The sequence below is a fragment of the Desulfatibacillum alkenivorans DSM 16219 genome (assembly GCF_900142135.1).
In the GTDB taxonomy this organism is placed as follows: domain Bacteria; phylum Desulfobacterota; class Desulfobacteria; order Desulfobacterales; family Desulfatibacillaceae; genus Desulfatibacillum; species Desulfatibacillum alkenivorans.
The window spans coordinates 15,579-35,332 of sequence record NZ_FQZU01000019.1; the positions used below are offsets into that span (position 1 = coordinate 15,579).

Annotated in this window: 18 protein-coding genes and 1 tRNA gene; 7 read left to right on the forward strand and 12 right to left on the reverse strand. The window is 53.5% G+C overall.

Annotated features, from left to right (window positions below; translation table 11 throughout):
• Nucleotides 1–367: 367 nt before the first annotated feature.
• The 8 genes from BUE18_RS15115 to BUE18_RS15150 all read right to left on the reverse strand — a co-directional run bounded on the left by BUE18_RS15115 (nucleotide 368) and on the right by BUE18_RS15150 (nucleotide 8,174).
• Nucleotides 368–1,360 carry a hypothetical protein gene (locus BUE18_RS15115; protein WP_073476948.1) on the reverse strand — a complete coding sequence of 331 codons (993 nt, stop codon included), beginning with the start codon at nucleotides 1,358–1,360 and terminating at the stop codon, nucleotides 368–370.
• Nucleotides 1,361–1,420: 60 nt separating this feature from the next.
• Nucleotides 1,421–1,693: a DUF6812 domain-containing protein gene (locus BUE18_RS15120; protein WP_073476950.1), complete on the reverse strand. Its 273-nt coding sequence runs from the start codon at nucleotides 1,691–1,693 to the stop codon at nucleotides 1,421–1,423.
• Between the two features lie 109 nt (nucleotides 1,694–1,802).
• The gene (locus BUE18_RS15125; RefSeq protein WP_073476952.1) at nucleotides 1,803–2,453 is read right to left on the reverse strand and encodes a metallophosphoesterase family protein; all 651 of its coding nucleotides are present in this window, start codon (nucleotides 2,451–2,453) and stop codon (nucleotides 1,803–1,805) included.
• Between the two features lie 7 nt (nucleotides 2,454–2,460).
• Nucleotides 2,461–3,105, reverse strand: a complete 645-nt coding sequence (locus BUE18_RS15130; RefSeq protein ID WP_073476954.1) for an HAD-IB family phosphatase — start codon at nucleotides 3,103–3,105, stop codon at nucleotides 2,461–2,463.
• Nucleotides 3,081–4,595, reverse strand: a complete 1,515-nt coding sequence (locus BUE18_RS15135; RefSeq protein WP_073476956.1) for an ATP-binding response regulator — start codon at nucleotides 4,593–4,595, stop codon at nucleotides 3,081–3,083. The genes BUE18_RS15130 and BUE18_RS15135 overlap by 25 nt, the downstream gene beginning before the upstream one ends.
• A 9-nt stretch (nucleotides 4,596–4,604) precedes the next feature.
• Entirely contained in the window at nucleotides 4,605–6,089 is a 1,485-nt protein-coding gene (locus BUE18_RS15140) for a two-component system sensor histidine kinase NtrB (RefSeq protein ID WP_073476958.1), read from the reverse strand.
• Nucleotides 6,090–6,283: 194 nt separating this feature from the next.
• Complete coding sequence (locus BUE18_RS15145; RefSeq protein WP_073476960.1) at nucleotides 6,284–7,594, reverse strand: 4Fe-4S dicluster domain-containing protein; 1,311 nt, start codon at nucleotides 7,592–7,594, stop codon at nucleotides 6,284–6,286.
• Nucleotides 7,575–8,174: a TetR/AcrR family transcriptional regulator gene (locus BUE18_RS15150; protein WP_073476962.1), complete on the reverse strand. Its 600-nt coding sequence runs from the start codon at nucleotides 8,172–8,174 to the stop codon at nucleotides 7,575–7,577. Before BUE18_RS15150 ends, BUE18_RS15145 begins: the two co-directional genes overlap by 20 nt.
• Nucleotides 8,175–8,659: 485 nt before the next feature.
• Here BUE18_RS15150 and BUE18_RS15155 point away from each other — a divergent pair, with 485 nt between their 5' ends.
• Both BUE18_RS15155 and BUE18_RS15160 read left to right on the forward strand, forming a co-directional pair.
• Complete coding sequence (locus tag BUE18_RS15155; protein ID WP_073476964.1) at nucleotides 8,660–10,396, forward strand: aldehyde ferredoxin oxidoreductase family protein; 1,737 nt, start codon at nucleotides 8,660–8,662, stop codon at nucleotides 10,394–10,396.
• 61 nt (nucleotides 10,397–10,457) lie between these two features.
• Nucleotides 10,458–11,063, forward strand: coding sequence for a hypothetical protein (locus tag BUE18_RS15160; protein WP_073476966.1), 606 nt, complete (start codon nucleotides 10,458–10,460; stop codon nucleotides 11,061–11,063).
• A 47-nt stretch (nucleotides 11,064–11,110) separates the two neighbouring features.
• Here BUE18_RS15160 and BUE18_RS15165 read toward each other — a convergent pair whose 3' ends face one another.
• The 4 genes from BUE18_RS15165 to BUE18_RS15180 form a co-directional block, all read right to left on the reverse strand.
• The gene (locus tag BUE18_RS15165; RefSeq protein ID WP_073476968.1) at nucleotides 11,111–11,308 is read right to left on the reverse strand and encodes an SHOCT domain-containing protein; all 198 of its coding nucleotides are present in this window, start codon (nucleotides 11,306–11,308) and stop codon (nucleotides 11,111–11,113) included.
• 96 nt (nucleotides 11,309–11,404) lie between these two features.
• Nucleotides 11,405–12,298, reverse strand: a complete 894-nt coding sequence (locus BUE18_RS15170; protein WP_073476970.1) for a hypothetical protein — start codon at nucleotides 12,296–12,298, stop codon at nucleotides 11,405–11,407.
• An 805-nt stretch (nucleotides 12,299–13,103) separates the two neighbouring features.
• A tRNA-Ala gene (locus BUE18_RS15175) sits at nucleotides 13,104–13,179 on the reverse strand.
• Between the two features lie 85 nt (nucleotides 13,180–13,264).
• Entirely contained in the window at nucleotides 13,265–15,376 is a 2,112-nt protein-coding gene (locus tag BUE18_RS15180) for a PAS domain S-box protein (RefSeq protein WP_073476972.1), read from the reverse strand.
• A 611-nt stretch (nucleotides 15,377–15,987) separates the two neighbouring features.
• Between BUE18_RS15180 and BUE18_RS28785 the strand changes: the two genes are divergently transcribed.
• The 5 genes from BUE18_RS28785 (at nucleotide 15,988) to BUE18_RS15205 (ending at nucleotide 19,685) form a co-directional block, all read left to right on the forward strand.
• Complete coding sequence (locus tag BUE18_RS28785) at nucleotides 15,988–16,170, forward strand: helix-turn-helix transcriptional regulator (protein WP_073476976.1); 183 nt, start codon at nucleotides 15,988–15,990, stop codon at nucleotides 16,168–16,170.
• A gap of 142 nt (nucleotides 16,171–16,312) precedes the next feature.
• Complete coding sequence (locus tag BUE18_RS15190) at nucleotides 16,313–17,821, forward strand: hypothetical protein (protein ID WP_073476978.1); 1,509 nt, start codon at nucleotides 16,313–16,315, stop codon at nucleotides 17,819–17,821.
• Between the two features lie 137 nt (nucleotides 17,822–17,958).
• Nucleotides 17,959–18,924: a DUF1848 domain-containing protein gene (locus tag BUE18_RS15195; protein WP_073476979.1), complete on the forward strand. Its 966-nt coding sequence runs from the start codon at nucleotides 17,959–17,961 to the stop codon at nucleotides 18,922–18,924.
• A 60-nt stretch (nucleotides 18,925–18,984) separates the two neighbouring features.
• Entirely contained in the window at nucleotides 18,985–19,242 is a 258-nt protein-coding gene (locus BUE18_RS15200; protein WP_073476981.1) for a hypothetical protein, read from the forward strand.
• Between the two features lie 260 nt (nucleotides 19,243–19,502).
• Nucleotides 19,503–19,685, forward strand: coding sequence for a hypothetical protein (locus BUE18_RS15205; protein WP_073476983.1), 183 nt, complete (start codon nucleotides 19,503–19,505; stop codon nucleotides 19,683–19,685).
• The last annotated feature ends 69 nt before the right edge of the window (nucleotides 19,686–19,754 follow it).

The following is a 19,754-nucleotide window of genomic DNA, read 5'->3' on the forward strand; positions in this document are numbered from 1 at the left end:
AACCCGTCTTGTAAAGGCCACTACCGTCCCCCCGGAAAAGGACGCTGGATCCCGGCTAGCGGGCCGGTCCTGAAAAAAGGACCGCCCCTTGCCGGGATGACGGCCTCTCCCGCCTCCTGCAATTTCATCGGGCGATTTAGGCCCTATTTGGTTGGGTTTCGCAAGCTCAACCTACATCGCGGTTGCCAAGGTTGGGTTAAGAAATCCGGCTTCCAAACATCACGCGGCCATAGCTGTTTATGGCCTTCAAACCCAACAAAAAAACGCCCCAATTGATCCATAAAAAAACAGCCCGCAAAACGCCTTTAAAAGCGTCCTGCGGGCTGAGTTATTTTAGATTTTTAGTATGGAACGCGGCTTTCCTTTATTACTCCGTTCCCGGCACGGTCTGGGTTAAAATCGCCAGGCCCGACTCCTGCATTTCCCGTTGCAACTCCAGGTTCGCGTTTAGCACCGCCGATTGCTCCGGGCTTAAAAGGCCGTCCGTCATCTGACTGATTTCATGATGATAGGTCGCCAGGTCCCCGGTCCTTTCAAAGGCGATTTCCGGGTCCTCAAGCACTTGGGCGAACCCCTGGGGAGTGCGCGTGGATTGCAAAGACGGATAGTCCTGAATTTGCTGCACCATCAGCTCCAGCAACTGCTCTTCGTACACGGCGTTTAGCGGGACGCCGGCGTCCTTTTCGGCCAGCACAGCCAGTTGATGCTGTATGCGGGCCATGCGGACATCTTCAAAATCCTGATAGACCTGATTCAGCTCCTCCCCCAAAGTCTGGGCGATGGCGGCGTCCAGAGGCTGGACCACTGCGGCTGCCTGTTCCGCCAGTTCGGCCCGTTGGGTTTCCGTCAAATCCCGGGAGAGAAGTTGGACAATGTATTCGTTGGCCGCGGCCTGTCTTTCAATAACCAGAGCGCGGAATCGCTCCGCAGTTTCAGGCGGAAGGTCGAGGAGTTCGTCCAGGGCGTTATCCAGCATATTGGAGGCCGCCCTGTGGCGTGTCCGCAAAATGCTTCCCTGTTTCATTTTTTGTATGGCTTGGACTTCTGCGGAATTGGGAGGAGGAAAGGCGGGAGGCTCAACTCTTCCTGCTTCCGGAAGGTCTTGAATCTGCTTTTCAAAGGCCTCCACCGCCGCCTGGTAATTCCGCCCCTGATTCAGGCGGCTTTTCTCCTGGGAAACATTGTCGGGAATGACGGGCAAACGGGCTTCGTCCAGCAATGCTTCCAAACGGTGCACTTTTGCGGATAACAGTTTGACCTGCCTTTGGGCTTCTCTCAGCTTTTCATGCTCGAAATAATTGAGCCAGGCCAAGGCGATGATCACCAGAGTAACGACAAAGCTGATCTTCCTGGATCGCATTTTAGACGCATCCTCAAACGCAGGGAACGCAAGTATGTCATGTAAGGGAAGGGGCGGGGATTAATCTTCGGGCTCCGCCCACACAATGTGGCTTTTGTTGATGAACAAGACCTTGCCGGAGCATCCTCGATTCTCACAATTGGTGAGAACGATAAACTGGCTCTCCCCCTTGGTGAAGAGGTCGGAGACTCTTTCCTTAATGCCTATGTTGACCTCGCCCATGAGGGTGGATCCGTCAGTCGTCCGGACCGTGATGCGCCTATAGTCCTTTTTAAAGACATCCATCCTGGCTTTTTCATATAGCTTTTCCGGCGGCACGATCATCACCTCCATTGCATCTCATGATTAGGTGTGTGAAGCGTTATGTTGAATTTGACCATAAGCGGGGCCGGTCTGTCAACCCGGATTATCCGTTAATATGCCTGAACTGTGTGCAATTTCACTAGGGCGCCAGCATTTGGCATTCAGGCGCTTGGCCTTTTGCCAATTGGATAAGGGCGCCGGCCGACGAACGGCTCATTGCGCAGTTGACGACCAGGGTTTTTCCGGCCATGGCCGTTCCTGCGTTTTCATGGATGTGCCCGCAAATGCACACCGCCGGTTCGCGTTTTTTAATCAGGGAAGCCACGCTTTTTGAGCCAGCATTGAACTTGCCCAAGACCTTGTCCGTCACGCCGTAAGGAGGCGGATGCACCACCAGGACGCAACCCGGAGTCAGAAGATTGTCCAGACGCCTGACAACGTCTTTTTCAAACAAGGCCAGCTTGGACCGAAACGGAATGGGAACCGTCCCTCCCGCGCCCACGAAGGTCGCGCCTTCCAGCATGGCGGTTTTCAGATGCAAATCCTCCACGCCGGGCGTTTTTGCTGCAAGCTCTTGTATGGATTTTCCGTCCGTATTGCCTTTTATGACAAAAACAGGCAGCCCCAGGGAGCTCAGGGTCTGCATGACATCCTGGGCGCCTTTGCCCATATGGCTGGACAAATCGCCGGCGGCGATCAGAACGTGGGGCTTTTCCCGCTGCACGGTTTTTTTTATGGCTTCCAGATGACCGGGGTTCCCATGGATGTCGGCCACGGCGTATATCAGCATGGATCTCCTATTTGGACCACATCTGCTCCAGGTGGTCTTTAATTTCAAAAAAATCCTGATAAGGAATATATTCCAAATTGTTTTTATCCATGTATTTGGCGAGGCTCGCCCGGGCGAAAACCGTCTGGGCGGCCAGCCCCATATTCAGGTCCGTAACGCCGTCTCCGATGGCGATGCTGTGCTTGTAATTATACATGCCCATCACCTTGGCCTTGGCCATCAGTTCGTCGCCCTCCTCAAAATCCGCCAGCACCCTCATGTTGGGTCCGTCCAGATCCAGGGACAGGGAGTAAACGCCCGCCAAACGCTTGGTCAAAGGCCCCAAAATGGCCTGGGCCATGACATGCAGCCCGCCGGAAACCAGGATGAAGGGGACGCCGCGTTTGTCCAGAAAGTCCAGGAACTCCACGAATCCGGGCCGGATTTCCTTACCCTGGCAAAAGTCGATGATATCCCCGTAAGCGCTGGACGGAAGGGATTCCACAAGCATGCGCACCCCTTGAGCCAGAGTGGCCTTGCCTGCGTAAATCTGCTCCAAAACCTGCCGGGCCTTGTCCGGAACCATCTCCATAAGCATGGTGGAAAAGGTTTCCTGAACGGTAATGGTGCCGTCAAAGTCGCAAAACACTATATTGTCGTATTCTGGTTGCATGGACCTTCCAATGGCAGAAGCACGGTGAACCGGCTTCCCTTTCCCACTTCGCTTTCCACGGAAATGGACGCGCCCATGGAATCCAAAATTCCTTTGACGATGGACAGCCCCAATCCCGTGCCGGTGATAAAACGGGTCTTGTCGTTCTTGACCCGGTAAAACTTGTCAAAAATATTCGCCAAGTGCTTTTCTTCAATGCCAAAGCCCGTGTCCGCCACCGTCACTGTAATGGCCGTTTCGTCGCCCCCTACCTCCACGGTTACGGAGCCGCCCTCGGGGGTGTAATTGATGGCGTTGGCGACCAGGTTGCCGAAAACGCTTTCCAGGGCCATGGGGTCCACGCGCATCTTCGGCAGAGGGGAAGCCGGCAATGTAATTCCCAGCTCCTGATTTTTCGCCTTGGCCTTGGCCTGCATAAAATCCACAATGCTGGATAGCAGCTCCTCCACCTGCAAAGGAACCTGCTGCTGCGCCACGTTGCCGCACTCGATCCGGGACACGTCCAGCAAATCGCCTATAAGGTCAATCAGGGACTGGGTTTTGTCCTTGGCCCGGGACAACAGATATTGTTCCTGCTCCGTGGCTTCGTCAACCACGCCCTGAATGACCAGGGCCAATTGCTCCCTGATGGTCGCCAGGGGAGATCGCAGCTCGTGGGACACCTTGGCCACAAACTCGGACTTCAGGCGATCCAGCATTTTCATGGCCGTGACGTCGTTCAACACCACCACGGCGCCCAGACATTCCCCGTCTTCACTTAGCACGGGTCTGCCGCGCGCTAAAAGATATTTATCCTCGGACAGGGCGAATTCCACGGCGGGCGCCTGATCCGCATCCGAAAACTTCCCCTGGGAAATTTCCATGGCCAGATTGACCACGCCGTCATCCGGAACATATTCGTTCATGGATTTGCCGGGTTGCGTGTCAGGAGGCAGGCCAAGATGACGCAGAAAAGCCGGGTTCATGAGAACCACCTGGCCTTCCGAATTGGTGACCACCATTCCGTTGGGCAGGGCTTCAATGATGGTGCGGACGCGGCTTTGCTCCTTGCCGAGATCGGCCAGAGTCCGCTGGCGTTTGGCCTCCAGCTCCAGGGTTTCCTGGCGAAGGCGCAGCTTTTCAATGGCTCTGCCTGCCACAATCCGCAACTGGGCGGGTTCAAAGGGTTTGGGTATAAAGTCGTAAGCCCCTTGCTTCATGGCTTCAATGGCGGTCTCCACCGTGGCGTAGCCGGTAATCACAATGACCAGGATGTCCTGGTCCTTTTCGTGAATGCGGCGCAGGACCTCCATGCCGTCGATTCCCGGCATTTTCAGGTCCAAAAAAACGATGGAAGGCCGCCACGTCTCCATGATTTCCAGGGCCTCCTCCCCGCGGGAAGCCTTTTGCACCTCGCAATCCATACGGATGAGGATGCGCTCGCACCCGTCCCGAATGTCCTTCTCATCGTCAACGACCAGAATTTGCATGATTTCCTGACTGTTTTTCATAGGCTGACCTTATTCATCCGCGCCGTCTTGGTCCGAGTCAAATTCCAGGGGCAGCTCGATTCTAAAAACCGCCCCCCCGTCATGATTGTTTGACGCCATAATCCTGCCGTGATGGCTCTCTACGATTCCATACACCAGAGAAAGTCCCAAGCCAGTTCCTTTGCCTTGCTCCTTGGTGGTGTAAAAAGGCTCGAAAACATGGGGCAGAACGTCCTCGGGTATGCCGGGGCCGGTGTCGGATATTTCAATGGCGGCGATCTTCCTATCGGGGATGCGGTAAGAGGTGATCCGCAACTCCCCCCGTCCCTCCATGGCCTCGGCCGCATTCAAGATGATGTTCATAAACACGTGGTTAAGCTGCTGAATGTCCGCCGGAACCGGCGGCAAATCCTCCGCCAGATTTTTTACAATAGTGATGTTTTGGAAGACGGACTGATTTTCCAGCAAAAACAAGGTCCGGGATATGGCCCGGTTCAGGTCGTGAGGCCGGACTTCCTGACGCGTCTGACGGGCGAATTCCAGCAATTCCTTGACAATGTCCCGGGAACGCTGGGCGTCGTCCAGAATGCGCTTGAGATCCGCAACCGCGCCTTCCGGCAGTTCGTATTCCTCCAAGATCAACTGGGCGAACAAGATGATGCCCCCCAATGGGTTGTTCAATTGATGGGCCACCCCGGCGGCCAGCTTGCCCAGGGATGCCATTTTCTCGGCTTGCAAAAGCTGCACCTGGGTTTTATGCAGCTCCTGCCGGATTTCCAGGGCTTGGCGCATGTCGTGAAAAAAGCCGATAGTGGCCACTTCGCGTTCGTTTTCGTAAATAATGGAGGCGTTCAAACGGATGGGCACCAGGTCTCCGTTTTTGCTCACCACGTCCACGGGATAGGATTTGAGCTTGCCCTTGCCGCCGTATTCGTCGGAACGCAGCTTGGCCATGATATTCTTGGCGCCGTCGCCGGGATAGACGTCCCGGATGTCCATTTCATACAGGGCGTAATTCCGGTCGAACCCGGAGATGTCGGAAGCGGCCTGATTAAACACGATGATCCGGCCGGTTTTGTCCGCGGCGATAACCCCGTCCACGGAGCTGTTGATGAGGTTGTGCAGAAAAGCGTTGGTGCGCTGCAACTGGGCCTCCAGGCCGCCCAGCGCAGGCACGTCCAGATCCAGCACCAGGGAGGCTTGTATTTCTCCGCCTGGCTGAATGGGCAGGGCCCGCAGGCAGGAGTCAATGTCCGGCCCCACAAACTCGTCGCCGGAAACGGAAGCAGCGTTTCCGGAGCTGAAAACCAGCTTGGCCGGGCATTGGGCGCAGGGGGAGTCTTGATTGTGCAGGACTCTGTAGCAATGTTTGCCGATGAGCGGCTCATCAAAGCGGTCCTGGACGAACTTGTTGGTCCCCAGGATGATGTAGTCCGGTGAGATAACCACCAGTTTGCGTGAAAAGGCGTCCACCCCGGCAAGCAGGGCGCGTACTTCTTCGTCCGATCTCTGCATGGTTCTCCCCCCTGAATGGTATTTCCGAAATATATGCGGCCGAAATTAGGATCCAGGAACTCGTTTATATTGTTACCATCAGGGGGCTTTAGGAGCAAGAACAAAGGCGGAATTAACGGGAAAAACGACCCCCTCCTGCAATGATTAACCTAGGATGGACTTGGCTCCCCACAGATTCCGCCTTTCGCCGGGCGCTACACCTTCATGAGCCACCCTTTGCCCATGGCGGTGGCCCCGACTTTGACAGCGGAGAGAAACCGCGATTGCAGGGCCTCGCTCAACAGGGCGCGCTTGACCGCGGGCATGCGCAAAAAGCCGCCCAGGATGCCCCGCATGGCCCGGTGGGTGATCTTGGTGGGATCGTCGAACAACTGGAACTGTGCCGTTCCTTTGTCCAGGGTCTGGAGGATCACCCGCTCAAAGGTGGTTTCCGGATGAATCACCCGTTGCTTGCGTTTTTCCAGCTTCAAGGCTCCGGGCTTGCAGGACAAGGCGCAGACGCCGCAGCCCAGGCAGATATCCTCGTCTATGATGGGCTTTTTCTTCTTTTTGCCCTGGCCTTTCACCGGTGCCAGGGATATGGCGTTGATGGGGCATGCATCGGCGCATTTGCCGCAGCCTAGGCATGCGTCGTCGTCCACCTCGGCGATGCAGGACGAGGTCACCAGGGTGTTGGGATATCCGTAGGTGCTGATGCCGTTCAGCATGGTGCAGCAGCAGGCGCAGCACTGGCAGATGAACCGGGGCCGGCGCTGTACGTTGTCGGAGTTGAGCACCAGCCCCCTTTCCACGGACTGGGCGAGCAGGTCCAGGATTTCCCCGTGGCTGGCTTCCCTGGCTAACCCGTGGCGCACCGCGTACCGGGCGCCCACGCTGAAGGAAAGGCACAGCTCCAAGGGGTGGTCGCACTCCTTTTTTTTCAAATGATGGGTCTTGTGCCGGCATGAGCATACGCCGATGCCGCAATAATCCTGCTCCTTGACCAGGGCGGAGGCTTTTTCATAATCCAGAATTTCCGTATAGGCCTGGTCGGACAATGCCTCTTCGTGCGGCATGGTCCGCATGAGGGAGACCTGGGAGTCGGAATGAAAATTGGAGAAAAAGAACAGGTCGTCGCCCATCATGTAATCGTGCAGGTATTTGGAAACCGTTTTGAAGTCCAGATCGTCGTTGACCCGCATCATGGTGAACTCAAACAGGCCGATGATCATGGGCGAAGGCATGTAGTAATAACGCCCGTTGGCGTGAATGTCGATCACCAGGCCCTTGTCGGCCATGGACTCGATCACCCTTTCAGCGCGGGCCGGGTCGCACCCCGTGCACTTGGCGATGCGGTGGACGTCGGCGAAGGAGTATGGCATCTTGACGATGATCTCCGCCTCCTCCTCGGTATACAATTTTTTCAACACGGTCATGAGCGCTTTGTTCTGGGGAACCCGCACCCACAGGCTGTCCATTTTCTCGCCAAGCTGCTCGTATAAATCCCTAACCGCCAAATGCCCCATGTTCTTCCCTCCCGCTCCTCAGGGCGTCAAAGCCCGTGATGTACCTCCGGCCCGTGTATTCCATAAGACCCTGGACGTCCTCGTCCCGGGGGTCCGGATACACGCCGGCGTTCACCAAATGTGCAAGGCCGTGGGCGTACACCCATCCCTGGTGAACGAATTTTCTCACTTCCTCTTCAGGCAGCCCTTGGACCAGCGGATACGCCGCCAGTTTCTCCACCAAGGCCGACAGGTTCTTTTCCATAAACTGCTTCAACAGGCCCGCGTTTTCCTCGCAGCAGATGCACCGGAACAAATGCTTTTCATCCCGGGCGAAAAGCACGTAACCCAGTCCCATGTCGATGAAGACGTCTCCCGTCCTTGGCGTGGACTCGTATTTCAGCAGAATTTCCAAAGCCCGGGCTGCAATGGCGTCCTCCAGATCCTTTCGGGATTTCAGGCAGGTGTGCACCGGCATGGTGGAGCACCCGAGCCTTTTGGCCACCCCCCGGGTGGACAGGGACTCCATGCCCCCGGTTCTGACCACCTCAAAGGCGGCGTTCAGGATCTGTATTTTAGTGAATTTTGACTTGGGCGGCATAGCAAGCCTTTGGGTTGAATTTTTCCACGCCTGGGCGATATATAACAGCCGTTATTTATACTGTCAACATTTTTTTAACAATCGGTAAAGAATGCCTGATTCCCAATTGGTTTTTTTAGCGGGCCCCCTTTTTTAAGGGGATTCCGCTTGTAATTTTTCGCGATTCTTCATCATTTTGGGTTTGAATGACGGATTTCGCTTGACCTTAAGTTTCACCCGGTTCATAGTACTTATAGAGTGGAGAGGGATTTATTGCCAGGCGCTATCATAGGCCTGCCTGAACCTTGACAGCGTCGGCAAGGTTCAGGAGGCTGAAGCCGTTATGTCTAAATCGCCCAACGCTCAATCCTCGTTATTCCATCAGTGCTCCTGGATATTTTTCAGCATAGACAAAACTTCGGTTTTTACCAACATGGCGAAAGATAACCATTTTCTGTACGGGACTCGCGTCTACTGAATCCTGGTATCCAAGAAAGGAGCAAAGTATGGACAAAATTTTACGAATCGACATGGGCGCCGAAGGCGGCCCCAAACTCGCTGAAAGCCCGCTGGGAGAATACGAAGGCCTGGGCGGCCGGGCCATGACTTCGGCGGTAGTGCTTAAGGAAGTGCCCGCCGACTGCCATCCCTTAGGGGAGGAAAACAAGTTCGTCATTGCTCCCGGCATGTTGAGCGGGACATTGGGCGCGCAGACCGGCCGGATTTCCGTGGGGTGCAAAAGCCCGTTGACCGGCGGCATCAAGGAAGCCAACTCCGGCGGCCAGGCGGCTCAGGTGCTGGCCAGGCTGGGCTACGCAGCCATCATTCTGGAAGGCAAGCCGGCTGACGGCTCCTGCTACAAGATCGTGATCAACAAGGACGGCGTTTCCATAGCCGAGGATAAATCCCTGGCCGGATTGGGCAACTACGCCCTTGTGGATAAGGTGAAGGCGGAATACGGCGACAAGGTGGCCACCATCTCCATCGGCCCCGCCGGCGAAATGAAGATGGGCGCTGCGTCCGTGGCTTTTTCCGACATGGAAATGCGGCCCACCCGCCATGCGGGCCGCGGAGGCGTAGGCGCCGTCATGGGCGCCAAGGGCGTGAAGGTGATCGTCCTGGACGACACGGACATGCCCCGCCGCCAGGCCAAGGACGTGGAAGCCTTCAAGGACGCCAACAAACGCTTTGTAGCGGGCCTGAACTCCCACCCGGTCACCAGCCAGGGCCTTCCGGCTTTCGGCACCAACGTTCTGGTGAACGTGGTGAATGAGGCCGGCGGCTTCCCCACCAAGAATTTTAAAACCGGCCGTTTTGAAGGCGCCTCCAAGATCAGCGGCGAGACCATGGCCGAGCAGACCGCTTCCCGCGGGGGCGTGGTCACCCGCGGATGCCACAAAGGCTGCGTGATCCGCTGCTCCGGCGACTACACAGGGCCCGACGGCAAATGGCTCACCAAGCAGCCTGAGTACGAAACCGTATGGGCGCACGGCGCCAATTGCGGCATCGACGACCTGGACGTCATCGCCAAACTGGACCGTATTGACGATGACCTGGGCCTGGACACCATTGAAATGGGCAACGCCATCGCCGTGGCAATGGACGCAGGCCTGGCCGAATTCGGCGACGGCGAAGCGGCGCTCAAGCTCATGGACGAAGTGGCCAAGGGCACGGCTTTAGGGCGCATCCTGGGCGCAGGCGCAGGCGCAGTCGGCCGGATGTACGGCGTGGAAAACGTGCCGGTGGTCAAAAACCAGTCCCTGCCCGCTTACGATCCCAGGGCCGTCCAGGGCATCGGCGTGACCTACGCCACCAGCACCCAGGGCGGAGACCACACCGCAGGCTACGCCGTGGCCACCAACCTCATGAAGGTGGGCGGCGACGTGGATCCCCTCAAGCCCGAAGGCAATGTGGAGCTTTCCCGCAACCTGCAAATCGCCACGGCGTCCATCGACGCCACGGGCATGTGCCTGTTCATCGCCTTCGCCATCATGGATCAGCCGGAAACCTTCCAGGCTCTCCTGGACATGATCAACGCCCACTACGGTTATTCCTGGACCGCGGACGACTGGGCGGAATTCGGCATGCAAATTCTCCGGAACGAGCGGGAATTCAACAAGGCCGCCGGCTTCACCAATCTGGACGACCGGCTGCCCAAGTACTTCAAAAAGCTGCCCCTGGCGCCGCACAACATCACCTTCCAGGTGACGGACGCCGAGCTGGACTCTGTCTTTAACTTCTAAACAAGAATTAACCCCGGCGCCTCTCCCAAGGGGAGGCGCCTTTTTTTTATGGAAACAGCTCGTGACGATCTTAGAAGCCAACAAACCGCTCCCCCGGCTGAACCTGACGCTTGAACGCACGGTTCTGTCCGCATTCTTCCCCATGCTCCAAAAAGGCTGCCTGGTTCTATGCCCCAAGCCCGTCAGCGTGGAGGAATTCCTCCTGGCTCTGCCCGGGGCTTCGGACATCAACCTCCTGGAAAAAATACAGACGGTCTTTGTGGACGGCCATCCCGTGGACGACATCAAAGCCGCCATCCTCGCCCCGGATATGGAGGTGGCGCTTTCCGCCGCCATGCCCGGCGCTCTGGGAGCGGTCATGCGCCGGGGAGGCTATTACGCGTCCATGCGCAGGCATATCACCTTCCAGGCCCATGAAAGCCGGGACGGTCAGGGCGCCTTTTTCATCACCGTCAAGCTGTTCAACCTGCTGCTTTCCCAGGCCGGGCCGTCTTTATTGCAAAACGGCGTGGTTTTGGATTCGAACGAGCTTGAGGAGTTGGCGAAACCTGTTGAAGCAGGCTTTGTCAGGGGGGATCTGGACGGCAAAAAATTCCCTAAGGAAGAAGCGGCCCAGATCCTGGAGTCGATCCAAGGCGGGGCGATAGCCATCTTTACCATCCAATAATTTTGGACGGGTCTCCAACAACATCAGGGGGAAACCCCAATCAAGCCTTAGGACTCCAAGTCCTTTTTCATCTGCTCGAACTCGTCTTGGGTGATCTGGCCGGAGGCGTAGCGCCTTTTGAGGATGTCCAGGGGAGTTTCCTTGAGCACGGAGCCTTTGATGATTTCAAACTGCTCTTTGCCTTTGGGGGTGAAAATAAAATAAGCCGCGGCGGCCAGCACAACCAGAAATAAAAACACGCCCATGGTTTTCTCCTTCTTTAAGAAACGTTATTCTTTCTCTTCAAAAAATGGGCATTTATTCCCAATGCGCAACCTAAACTTCCGGTTTCCGCTCCTGGCTTATTTTATTTTAATCTCTTTTTGCAGGTCTTTGTACCACTTGGCTTCGCCCCACACCTTTTCCGCGCAATCCGGGCACATCCCATGGCTGAACTCCAGGTTGGAGCGTTCTTCCAGGTACGACTCGATCTGTTTCCAGTAGCCTTCGTCGTCCCGGACCTTTTTGCAATACGCGCAAATGGGGATGAATCCCCGCAAGACATTGATTTCGTCCAGCGAGGCCCGCAGTTTTTTGATCAGTTCCTCGTTTCGTTCATTGGACTTGGCCAATTCCCTGTAGGAGACGTATTCCAGCCTGCGCGTCCGGTTGTTGGAGCGCAGAATAATGACGCCTAAAAAGTTGATGGGGATCAAAAACAGGATGGAGCCTATAAAGCCGGAAAAATCCATATCCAGAAAAAAAAGGCTGGTAAAAAGCGATCCCACGCCCAAAAAAGCGCATGCAGCAATGGTGTAATAAAACTCATTATTGAGAAACTGGTAGAAAATCAGCGTAAGAAGGATTGTATTCACCCCCAGATAGGCGAAAATCATCTCCCGCGTGATGGACAGGACGAAGACCCCCAGGGACATGAGGATCTGGGTGATCAACAGCATCTTGGAATAATAGGCGATAAACTCACGGGACTTTTGGATGTACACCAAGGTCGTGCCCAGGGCGGAAGCCACGCCTATTCGCAGCAAAAGGAGGGCGTAAATGGACTCTGCATTTTTGGCTTCCATAACGTCTCTGACAAAAAACGCAATGGACAAAAACAACAGCACCGCCAAGGTGTTACGGGCGATTACCTTGTTTTCCTTCCAATTATAGCGGAGAAAAGCCTCTTCCTCTTCCTGGGAGAGAAACTCCGCTGTGACCCTGGACAATAATGTGTTTTCTGCAGCGTTTTTCACGTGATTCCTGATCTATCCCGGCGAGGACGGGTGCGGTTATCGCCTTGGACGCATAAACCGCAAAAAAATCAGTGCAAACCAGGTCCGGTCCTTCTCGGACCTTAAGATTGCATGGCTCATCTCAAAATACAAACTGTGCATCCCCCCAGGCGGCCGGCAACCCCTTCCCGAACCATACAACAATAGTCCATCGGCTTTTGCCAGGTCAAGAGGCGGGGCGTTTTCTCATCATGGAATAACGCGGGGGAAAGAGGAATCGGAGCCTGAAGGCGGCCTGAAAGACACAATCCAAATGTAGGGCGCAGGCCTCTGTGCCCGCCCTGGACATATTGGCTCATCCCTGGCAGGGCGCCCACAGGGGGGCGCGGCTACAATGAAAAATGTTGGACCTCCCTTAATTTGTCGGGAACGGACCAGGCAAGTCCCATCCCGCCATAGGCAGCCCATCATTTTGGATTGTACAATAAAGGTTTCTTGCCAATCCCTTCAACAAGTTCAACCACGGAAAGTACGGACGTCACCGAAAGAAGCACGTCCGCGCTTTCCGCGTCTTCCGTGGTTCCTTTTCCGGTTATTCACAGGGCGCGGCCCTTCTGCCAACCCGAGAGCGCCTAAGGCGCCAACGGAAAATGAAGCCGAATGAAGCCCCTATATGCATTCCCACGGAGGACCATGGGAACGAGCGGCCGGCAAGAACAAGGGCGGTCCGATCCATTTTCGCTTCATCAGACGCGGGAACAAGCGTGCATAGACCGGAAAGACGGAATCAAGAACGTTGTGATAAACAGGATGATAAAAAAGGAAGTGGTGGAGATGAGGGGGCTCGAACCCCTGGCCTCAGCATTGCGAACGCTGCGCTCTCCCAACTGAGCTACATCCCCACGTTGGAATTGATTCGGGGAGTATTAGCAAAATAAAATGGCGGGGTCAACGGAGATTTCACGTCTCCGGCAAAGAATTTGCCCGTTACGGGGATTTTTTGCCATCCGGCCTTTTAAAAGGGATGGTCAGGGTGAAAGCGGCGCCTTTGCCCTTGCCTCTGCTGTGGGCTGTCAGGCTTCCCCCCATTTCGGCCGCGGCGATGCTGCCGCTGTGCAGGCCGAATCCGTGGCCTTTTTTCCGGGTGGTGAAGCCATGGGTGAAGATTCTGTTCAAATTCTCAGGGGGAATTCCCACTCCGTTGTCCGAAACGCTGATGGCCACTTGGTCCTCTCCGTCTTTTTGGATGGAGACCATGATCTTTCCGCGTTTCCCTTGGGAGTTTTTTATGGCGTGCTTGGCGTTGGCTATGAGGTTCACCATAATTTGCATGACCCGGTTTCTGTCTGCTAAAAGAGGCGGCAAATCTTCAAAGTTTCTTTCCAACTTGATGCCGTGGCGAATCAGCGCTGCTTTATTAAGCGTGACGGCGGCTTCCACGACTTCCTGGATATCCGTGATTTCGGTCAGGCCCGCAGCTTTCCCAAAGGATTGCTGGAGGCTGATGATGGTAACCATGTGATCGATGTATTCCCTGAGTTGTTTGACGTCCTCCAGCATTTTTCGGCGTTCCCCGCCTATATGAGCCGCCAGCTCCGCCAGGTACGCGGGAAGTTTTTTTCCCTTGGGATCCAGGGCCAGGTATTCGCCGATGGAGTCAAGGTTTTCTTTTAGCATGGCCCCGGCGCGTTCAAAATTGACTACGCGGGAGTTCTCCATCTTTTCAAGGATGGATCCGGCGTTCACATGGACGCTGTTCAGGATGTTGCCGATATTATGCAGCACGCCGGTGGCCACTTCGGCCATGCCGGCTTCCCTGGCGGCCAGGACCAGTTGCTTGTTGGTTTCCTCCAGCTTGGCTTCCATCATTTTCTGTTCGGTCACGTCTTCCAGGACGTTCACCACGTTCACGACTTCGCCGTTTTGTTTAATGGGGTACATGGTGGCTTTCACCCAAAGTTCTTTTTCCGACTCTTTTATCCGGCTTGTGGGGCGATGTTGAAAAGGAGGCACGCGCACCACCTCCCCTGAAAAAACTTTATCCAAAATTTTTCTTTTGGAAGGATCGGTCATTATGACGGGGTCCTGAAACAAGTTATAGTTGCCTACCAAGGCTTCCCGCGTAGTTCCCCACATGCGGCAGTGGGCGGGGTTGTTTTCCAATAGCGTCCCGTCCATGCCGTAATATTCGTAGGATATGGGCGATTGGGTTATGAGGGATTTGAACCGCTCCTCGCTTCTTTGCAGGGCCTCCTCGGCGGCTTTGCGCTGGCTGATATCAATGATAACCCCTTCCACCGCCCCGGCCTCCGGATAGATGCGCAGGGAATAGCTGGCCCAAAACTCGGAGCCGTCTTTGCGGCGCATGAGAACCTCATGATTTTCAATCATCCCGTTCGCCTGGAGAATTTCCACCATGAATTCCCTGTCCTTGGCGTTCGCGTAAAAATCCGTGGACCTCAGCCCCTGCAAGTCCTCCGGCGCTATTTGAAACATCCTTGCACAAAGTTCATTGATGGCAAGCACCTTTCCATCCCCCAGCCTGGTGCGCACCAGCCCCACCTGAGCGTTGTTGAAAAGGTTGCGAAACCGCTCCTCGCTTTTACGCAGGTCCTCCTCCATGATTTTGCTGTCCGTAATATCCACCAAAATGCCTTGCAGCCCGGTAAAGCCTTCCTCGGTCATCATCGCCCTGGCATTGGCCCGAACCCAAATGATACGCCCATCCTTGCACATCATCCGGTACTCGGTGACCTGATTTTCACCCTCCATGATTTTTTGAAATTGATTCATCCGGCTGGCCAAATCTTCGGGAAACACGAATTCAACAAAGTTCCTCCCCAGCACCTCTTCCTGGGTGAAGCCGCTGACCTTGAAGATGTTGGGGCTTACATAGGTTATTTGCGCCTTAGCGTCGGTGGAAAAAACAATCTCATTGATGTTTTCAACCAGACTTTTATATCTTTCGTACTCTAAGCGATTTTCACCGTCATGGCCATGCCGGCCGGACTGCTTTTCCTGCGACTTGCAGGAATTCAGTTCCCGCTCAAGCTCTTGAATGCGTATTTCCAGGTCTTCATAGGAATCTTTGGAGCCCATGGCGCTCGCCTCGTCACTATCATTGGAGTTTAGGGTTTGGCGGCGGCAGCCGCGTATTTGACGATTTGCAAAAAACATACCTTCGTATTCAAAAAAATGAAGACGGCGGGAAAAACAGGAAAGAATGTGCGGGGTCAGGCCGAAGCCTTTTCTTAAGGCCAAAAGGGGTTAAAAGGAAAATGGGCGGACAAGCCGCCCGGGACCCCTGGAAAAGGCGCAGATAGCTTTGAAACAATCATCCGAGGCTTGGATTTCGGGTCATGAACCCGCATGCATATAATATGAAAAAATTTAGATTTACATAAATAAAATCAATTAATTATAAAGTTTTGACTAACCCATTTTTTGTGTCTTTCCCTGCCTATTAGTCACCTATTAGTCACAAACTGAGTGATCTCCCATGACCTCCAGTGATCAAATTCCGGGAAAATTATTTTTCTTACACCTCATTTTCCACCTTCGCTCAAAATCCTTATGGGCGTCATTTTCAATCTTTTTTTAATTTTTTTGCCGTTTCAAACGTAAAAAACGTTCCCTTATAGCCTACCCCCCTGGGGTATAGCCTATACCCCCATCTTCCGCACCCCATTTTACTCGCCTATCTTGTCGACATGAGAACGAACCTTTTAACAGCCAAAGAGACTGCACTCTATTTAAGGACCACCCCAGGAGCCTTAGCCAATCTTCGATTACGGGGCGACGGTCCCCCCTATGTGAAGATGGGTAGAAGGGTCCTCTACGATCAAAAGGACTTGGAAGCCTGGATAGACTCCCACAAAGTCCGAACCAAATGACGAAATAACAACCAACTATTGAGGAAAAGTGATCATGATTTTTTTCAGAGCCCCCCCCCCTACGCAAAGGGTTACCTTTTCGACCAAAACGAAACCTTTCTCAACAAATAACTACGATTCTAACTTTTAAGGAGGTCCAAAAATGGACAAAAACTTAAAAACTACAATTTCCATGAACACATGCAATTTTGGCCAAGCCGCTGCCCCCCAAGAGTCCTACGCCGAGACACCTGACGACGCAAACCAAAGCGTGAACACCGGGCTCCTGCCGAGCAGCTTTAGGAATTTGATTGCATTCCAAAAAGAGGGAGATGCCAATATGGAGACCTATTTTCTGCAATCAGCCCAGGAGGTCGAATCGGAGGAAGTCCATGGAGCTTTCGTAGCCCCTCAAAATGATCTTGAAAGATCGGAAAGCGATGAAGCTGACGAGCCCCTTGCCGAACCCGAAGAGGCTGCCGAAATCGACGATCATCCCGCAGAAGGAGGCGGAGAGGGTGTGGACGCCGATTCCATGGAGGAAGCGTCAGAGTCAGAAGGCGAGAGCGAAGGTGGAGAGCTAGCTGAACATCAAGATTCCAGCGCATCCGCGAACTCCGATGAAGCAGATGACTCTACAGCGGAGGTAGACGCCTCGGCTGAAGAGGCTCCTGCTCCAAGACTGGACAACTCCTTAAACATGGCGGGTACAGGTGCCACGACCCTTGGAGTCCTAATCGAAAGCCGAGCTGAATTTCTTCAGATCCCACTGATGCGGGACCACGAGCAGGTCGTGGAACTCGCGAAGGAGGGTGCGAGCGCAGATGTGCTGGTGCAGATCCAAGAACGTGGGGCGGATGAGGTGCTCAATGAGTTATTAACGGCAGCGAACAGATTCCAGGTTTGCATGAATCAATCAGGCCACTTAACCTCCTTCAACGAGGCAGCGCTCCGAATCATTAGAGCCCGGCTGTGGAAAAATATCAAAATCGCCTATCAAAGAAAACATGGCAGGGATGGAAATTTTAACGAATGGTTCTCCAGCACTCAGCAAGGCCTATCGTGGAGGAGCCTTCACAATGACCTTAGAGTGGCCAAGGCAAAAGATGCGGAAGGGTATGCCTTTCTCGGTATGGGGAGGTTGCTTAATATCGTCATTGCCATCCTCAGAGGAGACGGCGGTAAAGATAGAATCAAGGAAGAAACCCCCATTAAGAACTTTTTACGGGAAAGAGGGGTCTCGCCTATCGGGGGCGGAAGCAACACCAAGGTGCCCAAGCTGAAACAGGACGTAGACGCCGCCATCAATGCCCAGGAGTTGCTGAACGCAAATATCACGACGATAGCGGCTCCAAAAATCAAAGCCTTCACCACCAAGCATGGGTTGCTGAAAAATGTTCACCTAAGCCATCTGAAGAAATATGCAGACGAGGAGGAGCAACTGAGGGCAGCCTTCGAAGCGCTTGTCAGCTCCAATGATGGAATTCCCAAAAGGCAGCATCGAACGCCCGATCAAATCAATCTTGGCAGATTCACCAAGTTCATTGAAGATGTGGATTTGGCCTTGGATAAACCCGAAAAACGCGAGGGTATAACCACGGAGGCGATCCAGGAGGTCATCGAAAAACTCCAGGAGTTGCAGCAGCACCTCAGCGATGAAAACGACGAATAAGCTATGTCCGGGGCTCTCTCCGAAAGGCGGGAGCCCTCCACATTCTCAATTGCAAGATTTTGCAGTTTTACAAACCCAAATCTGCTGCGCCCCCTTAGCTTCGGGCAAAACATGCATGATCACAAGGAGATAAATATATGAGCGTATATCCAACAGCAACAATCACAACCCAAAACGGTTGCCAGGAATGTGTAAAACCTAAAATAATTTCAGCCAGTAGGCTTACGGATGTCTGCGCCCATTATTCGGAATGGTTTATGAACGGCATGGATAGAGGGTATTTTTTGGCGAGGCCTTCTCGCAGTCCTAAAGTCTATGTTTCCATGGAAAAAGTGAAGGGAATTGTATTCTGGACCAAGTACGTCAGACACATGATCCAGTACATGGACGATCTGGATGGGCGAGGGATTGCATCGTATTTCTTGGTTACCATGAACGACTATGAAGATGTTGGCATGGAGCCCAACCTGCCGTCCCTGGATGAACGCATTGATGCTTTTCAGGAGATGTCTCGGAAAATAGGCAAGGAGCGAATTCTCTGGAGAGCCGATCCGATAATCGCGGCTGACCAGATTCCGCTTACGGACTCTCTCCGTAGGATAGAGGGTATTGGCGACCAACTCCAAGGATATACCGAGAAGCTGATTTTCGGTTTTCTTGAGCCAGAGAAAAACTCGTCCATTCGGAAACGCCTGGATAAAGCCGGATTGAGTCAGTACGACATCAGCGTAGCAGACCAATGCAAGGCAGCTAAGAGGTTGGCCCAGTTGGGTCAAAAGTGGGGAATGGAAGTGGCCTCTTGCTGTAACACTCTGGATTTTTCGCATTACGGCATCCGAACAAACAGATGCACAGACCCTGAACAGTTCAAGCGCATCGCTCCAAATAACCCAAGTCTGGTAGAGTTTTGTAATTCAAGCGATGCGAAGAAGCGAGGGGATGGGCAGCAAACGGATTGTCAATGCATGCCAGCAAAAGATATCGGGATAAAATTTGGCTGCCCGTATGCTTGTACTTACTGTTACGCTTTTGGGAGATACGACACTCTTGAAGCCAAGACGGCTCAACACGACCCCAACGGCGAATCCATCTACCCTATTTAACCACCAGCTAATACGGCGCGTCGGCTTTCCGGTCGGCGCGTCGTCTATAGGAGACCTCAATTGAAAAATAAGTTTTATATTCCTCGAAAAATCATAGACGGCTACAGCATGACCCGTGAACAGGAGGGAGTATACAAGTGGCTGAATCGCCAATACTACCCTAAGAGTCCCAAACAGATAGGAGATGCCATAGGCAAGTCTCAAAAAGCGACCTGGAGAATACTGAACGGATACCTCTTCACACAAGGGGCCTTCCAGAAAGACGGGCATGGGCGTTATTACGTGAGCGGTTCCCGGGCCTCTCGAAACCTTGCTTAAATGGTGTGCGGGAAACGGCGTTATGGTAATGGGCTTAGACCCTGATGAGACCTTGCCACCAAGACCTTTTTCATCATTAACCACAACATACTGTTATTGCTACAGATAATCAAGGCGTCGATGAGCATCATTTCTACACGACAAACTATTGAAGAGTAAGAGCAACAGCAGGGCCACTGCTATTGAGAACAAACTGAAAGCGGCTCTATAGAGACATCCTTTATAGAGCCGTATCACTTAAAACATAGGAGGAAGATTTTATGAGCACTAAAAAGCAAGCAAGTTTGATGATTAGCCTGCCTAAAGAAACAAAGCTGGCATTACGCAAAATAGCCGCAGAAAAGAACATGGATAATCCAGATAGGGTTACATCTGCTGCTGCAATTGCAAGAATGATTATTTTAGATCACATGGAGAAGATTGAATCTTTAAAAACTGAGTAACTTTTAAACATTGGCTGGAAGACAGAATAATTTTTTATTTTGATGGATGTCAATTTAATCTGATGGCAT

Bases quoted from the DNA above. Each gene is read 5' to 3' on its own strand.
- BUE18_RS15115 (WP_073476948.1), bottom strand. From the start codon at position 1,360: ATGCGATCCAGGAAGATCAGCTTTGTCGTTACTCTGGTGATCATCGCC.
- BUE18_RS15120 (WP_073476950.1), bottom strand. From the start codon at position 1,693: ATGGAGGTGATGATCGTGCCGCCGGAAAAGCTATATGAAAAAGCCAGG.
- BUE18_RS15125 (WP_073476952.1), bottom strand. From the start codon at position 2,453: ATGCTGATATACGCCGTGGCCGACATCCATGGGAACCCCGGTCATCTG.
- BUE18_RS15130 (WP_073476954.1), bottom strand. From the start codon at position 3,105: ATGCAACCAGAATACGACAATATAGTGTTTTGCGACTTTGACGGCACC.
- BUE18_RS15135 (WP_073476956.1), bottom strand. From the start codon at position 4,595: ATGAAAAACAGTCAGGAAATCATGCAAATTCTGGTCGTTGACGATGAG.
- BUE18_RS15140 (WP_073476958.1), bottom strand. From the start codon at position 6,089: ATGCAGAGATCGGACGAAGAAGTACGCGCCCTGCTTGCCGGGGTGGAC.
- BUE18_RS15145 (WP_073476960.1), bottom strand. From the start codon at position 7,594: ATGGGGCATTTGGCGGTTAGGGATTTATACGAGCAGCTTGGCGAGAAA.
- BUE18_RS15150 (WP_073476962.1), bottom strand. From the start codon at position 8,174: ATGCCGCCCAAGTCAAAATTCACTAAAATACAGATCCTGAACGCCGCC.
- BUE18_RS15155 (WP_073476964.1), top strand. From the start codon at position 8,660: ATGGACAAAATTTTACGAATCGACATGGGCGCCGAAGGCGGCCCCAAA.
- BUE18_RS15165 (WP_073476968.1), bottom strand. From the start codon at position 11,308: ATGGGCGTGTTTTTATTTCTGGTTGTGCTGGCCGCCGCGGCTTATTTT.
- BUE18_RS15180 (WP_073476972.1), bottom strand. From the start codon at position 15,376: ATGGGCTCCAAAGATTCCTATGAAGACCTGGAAATACGCATTCAAGAG.
- BUE18_RS28785 (WP_073476976.1), top strand. From the start codon at position 15,988: ATGAGAACGAACCTTTTAACAGCCAAAGAGACTGCACTCTATTTAAGG.
- BUE18_RS15190 (WP_073476978.1), top strand. From the start codon at position 16,313: ATGGACAAAAACTTAAAAACTACAATTTCCATGAACACATGCAATTTT.
- BUE18_RS15195 (WP_073476979.1), top strand. From the start codon at position 17,959: ATGAGCGTATATCCAACAGCAACAATCACAACCCAAAACGGTTGCCAG.
- BUE18_RS15205 (WP_073476983.1), top strand. From the start codon at position 19,503: ATGAGCACTAAAAAGCAAGCAAGTTTGATGATTAGCCTGCCTAAAGAA.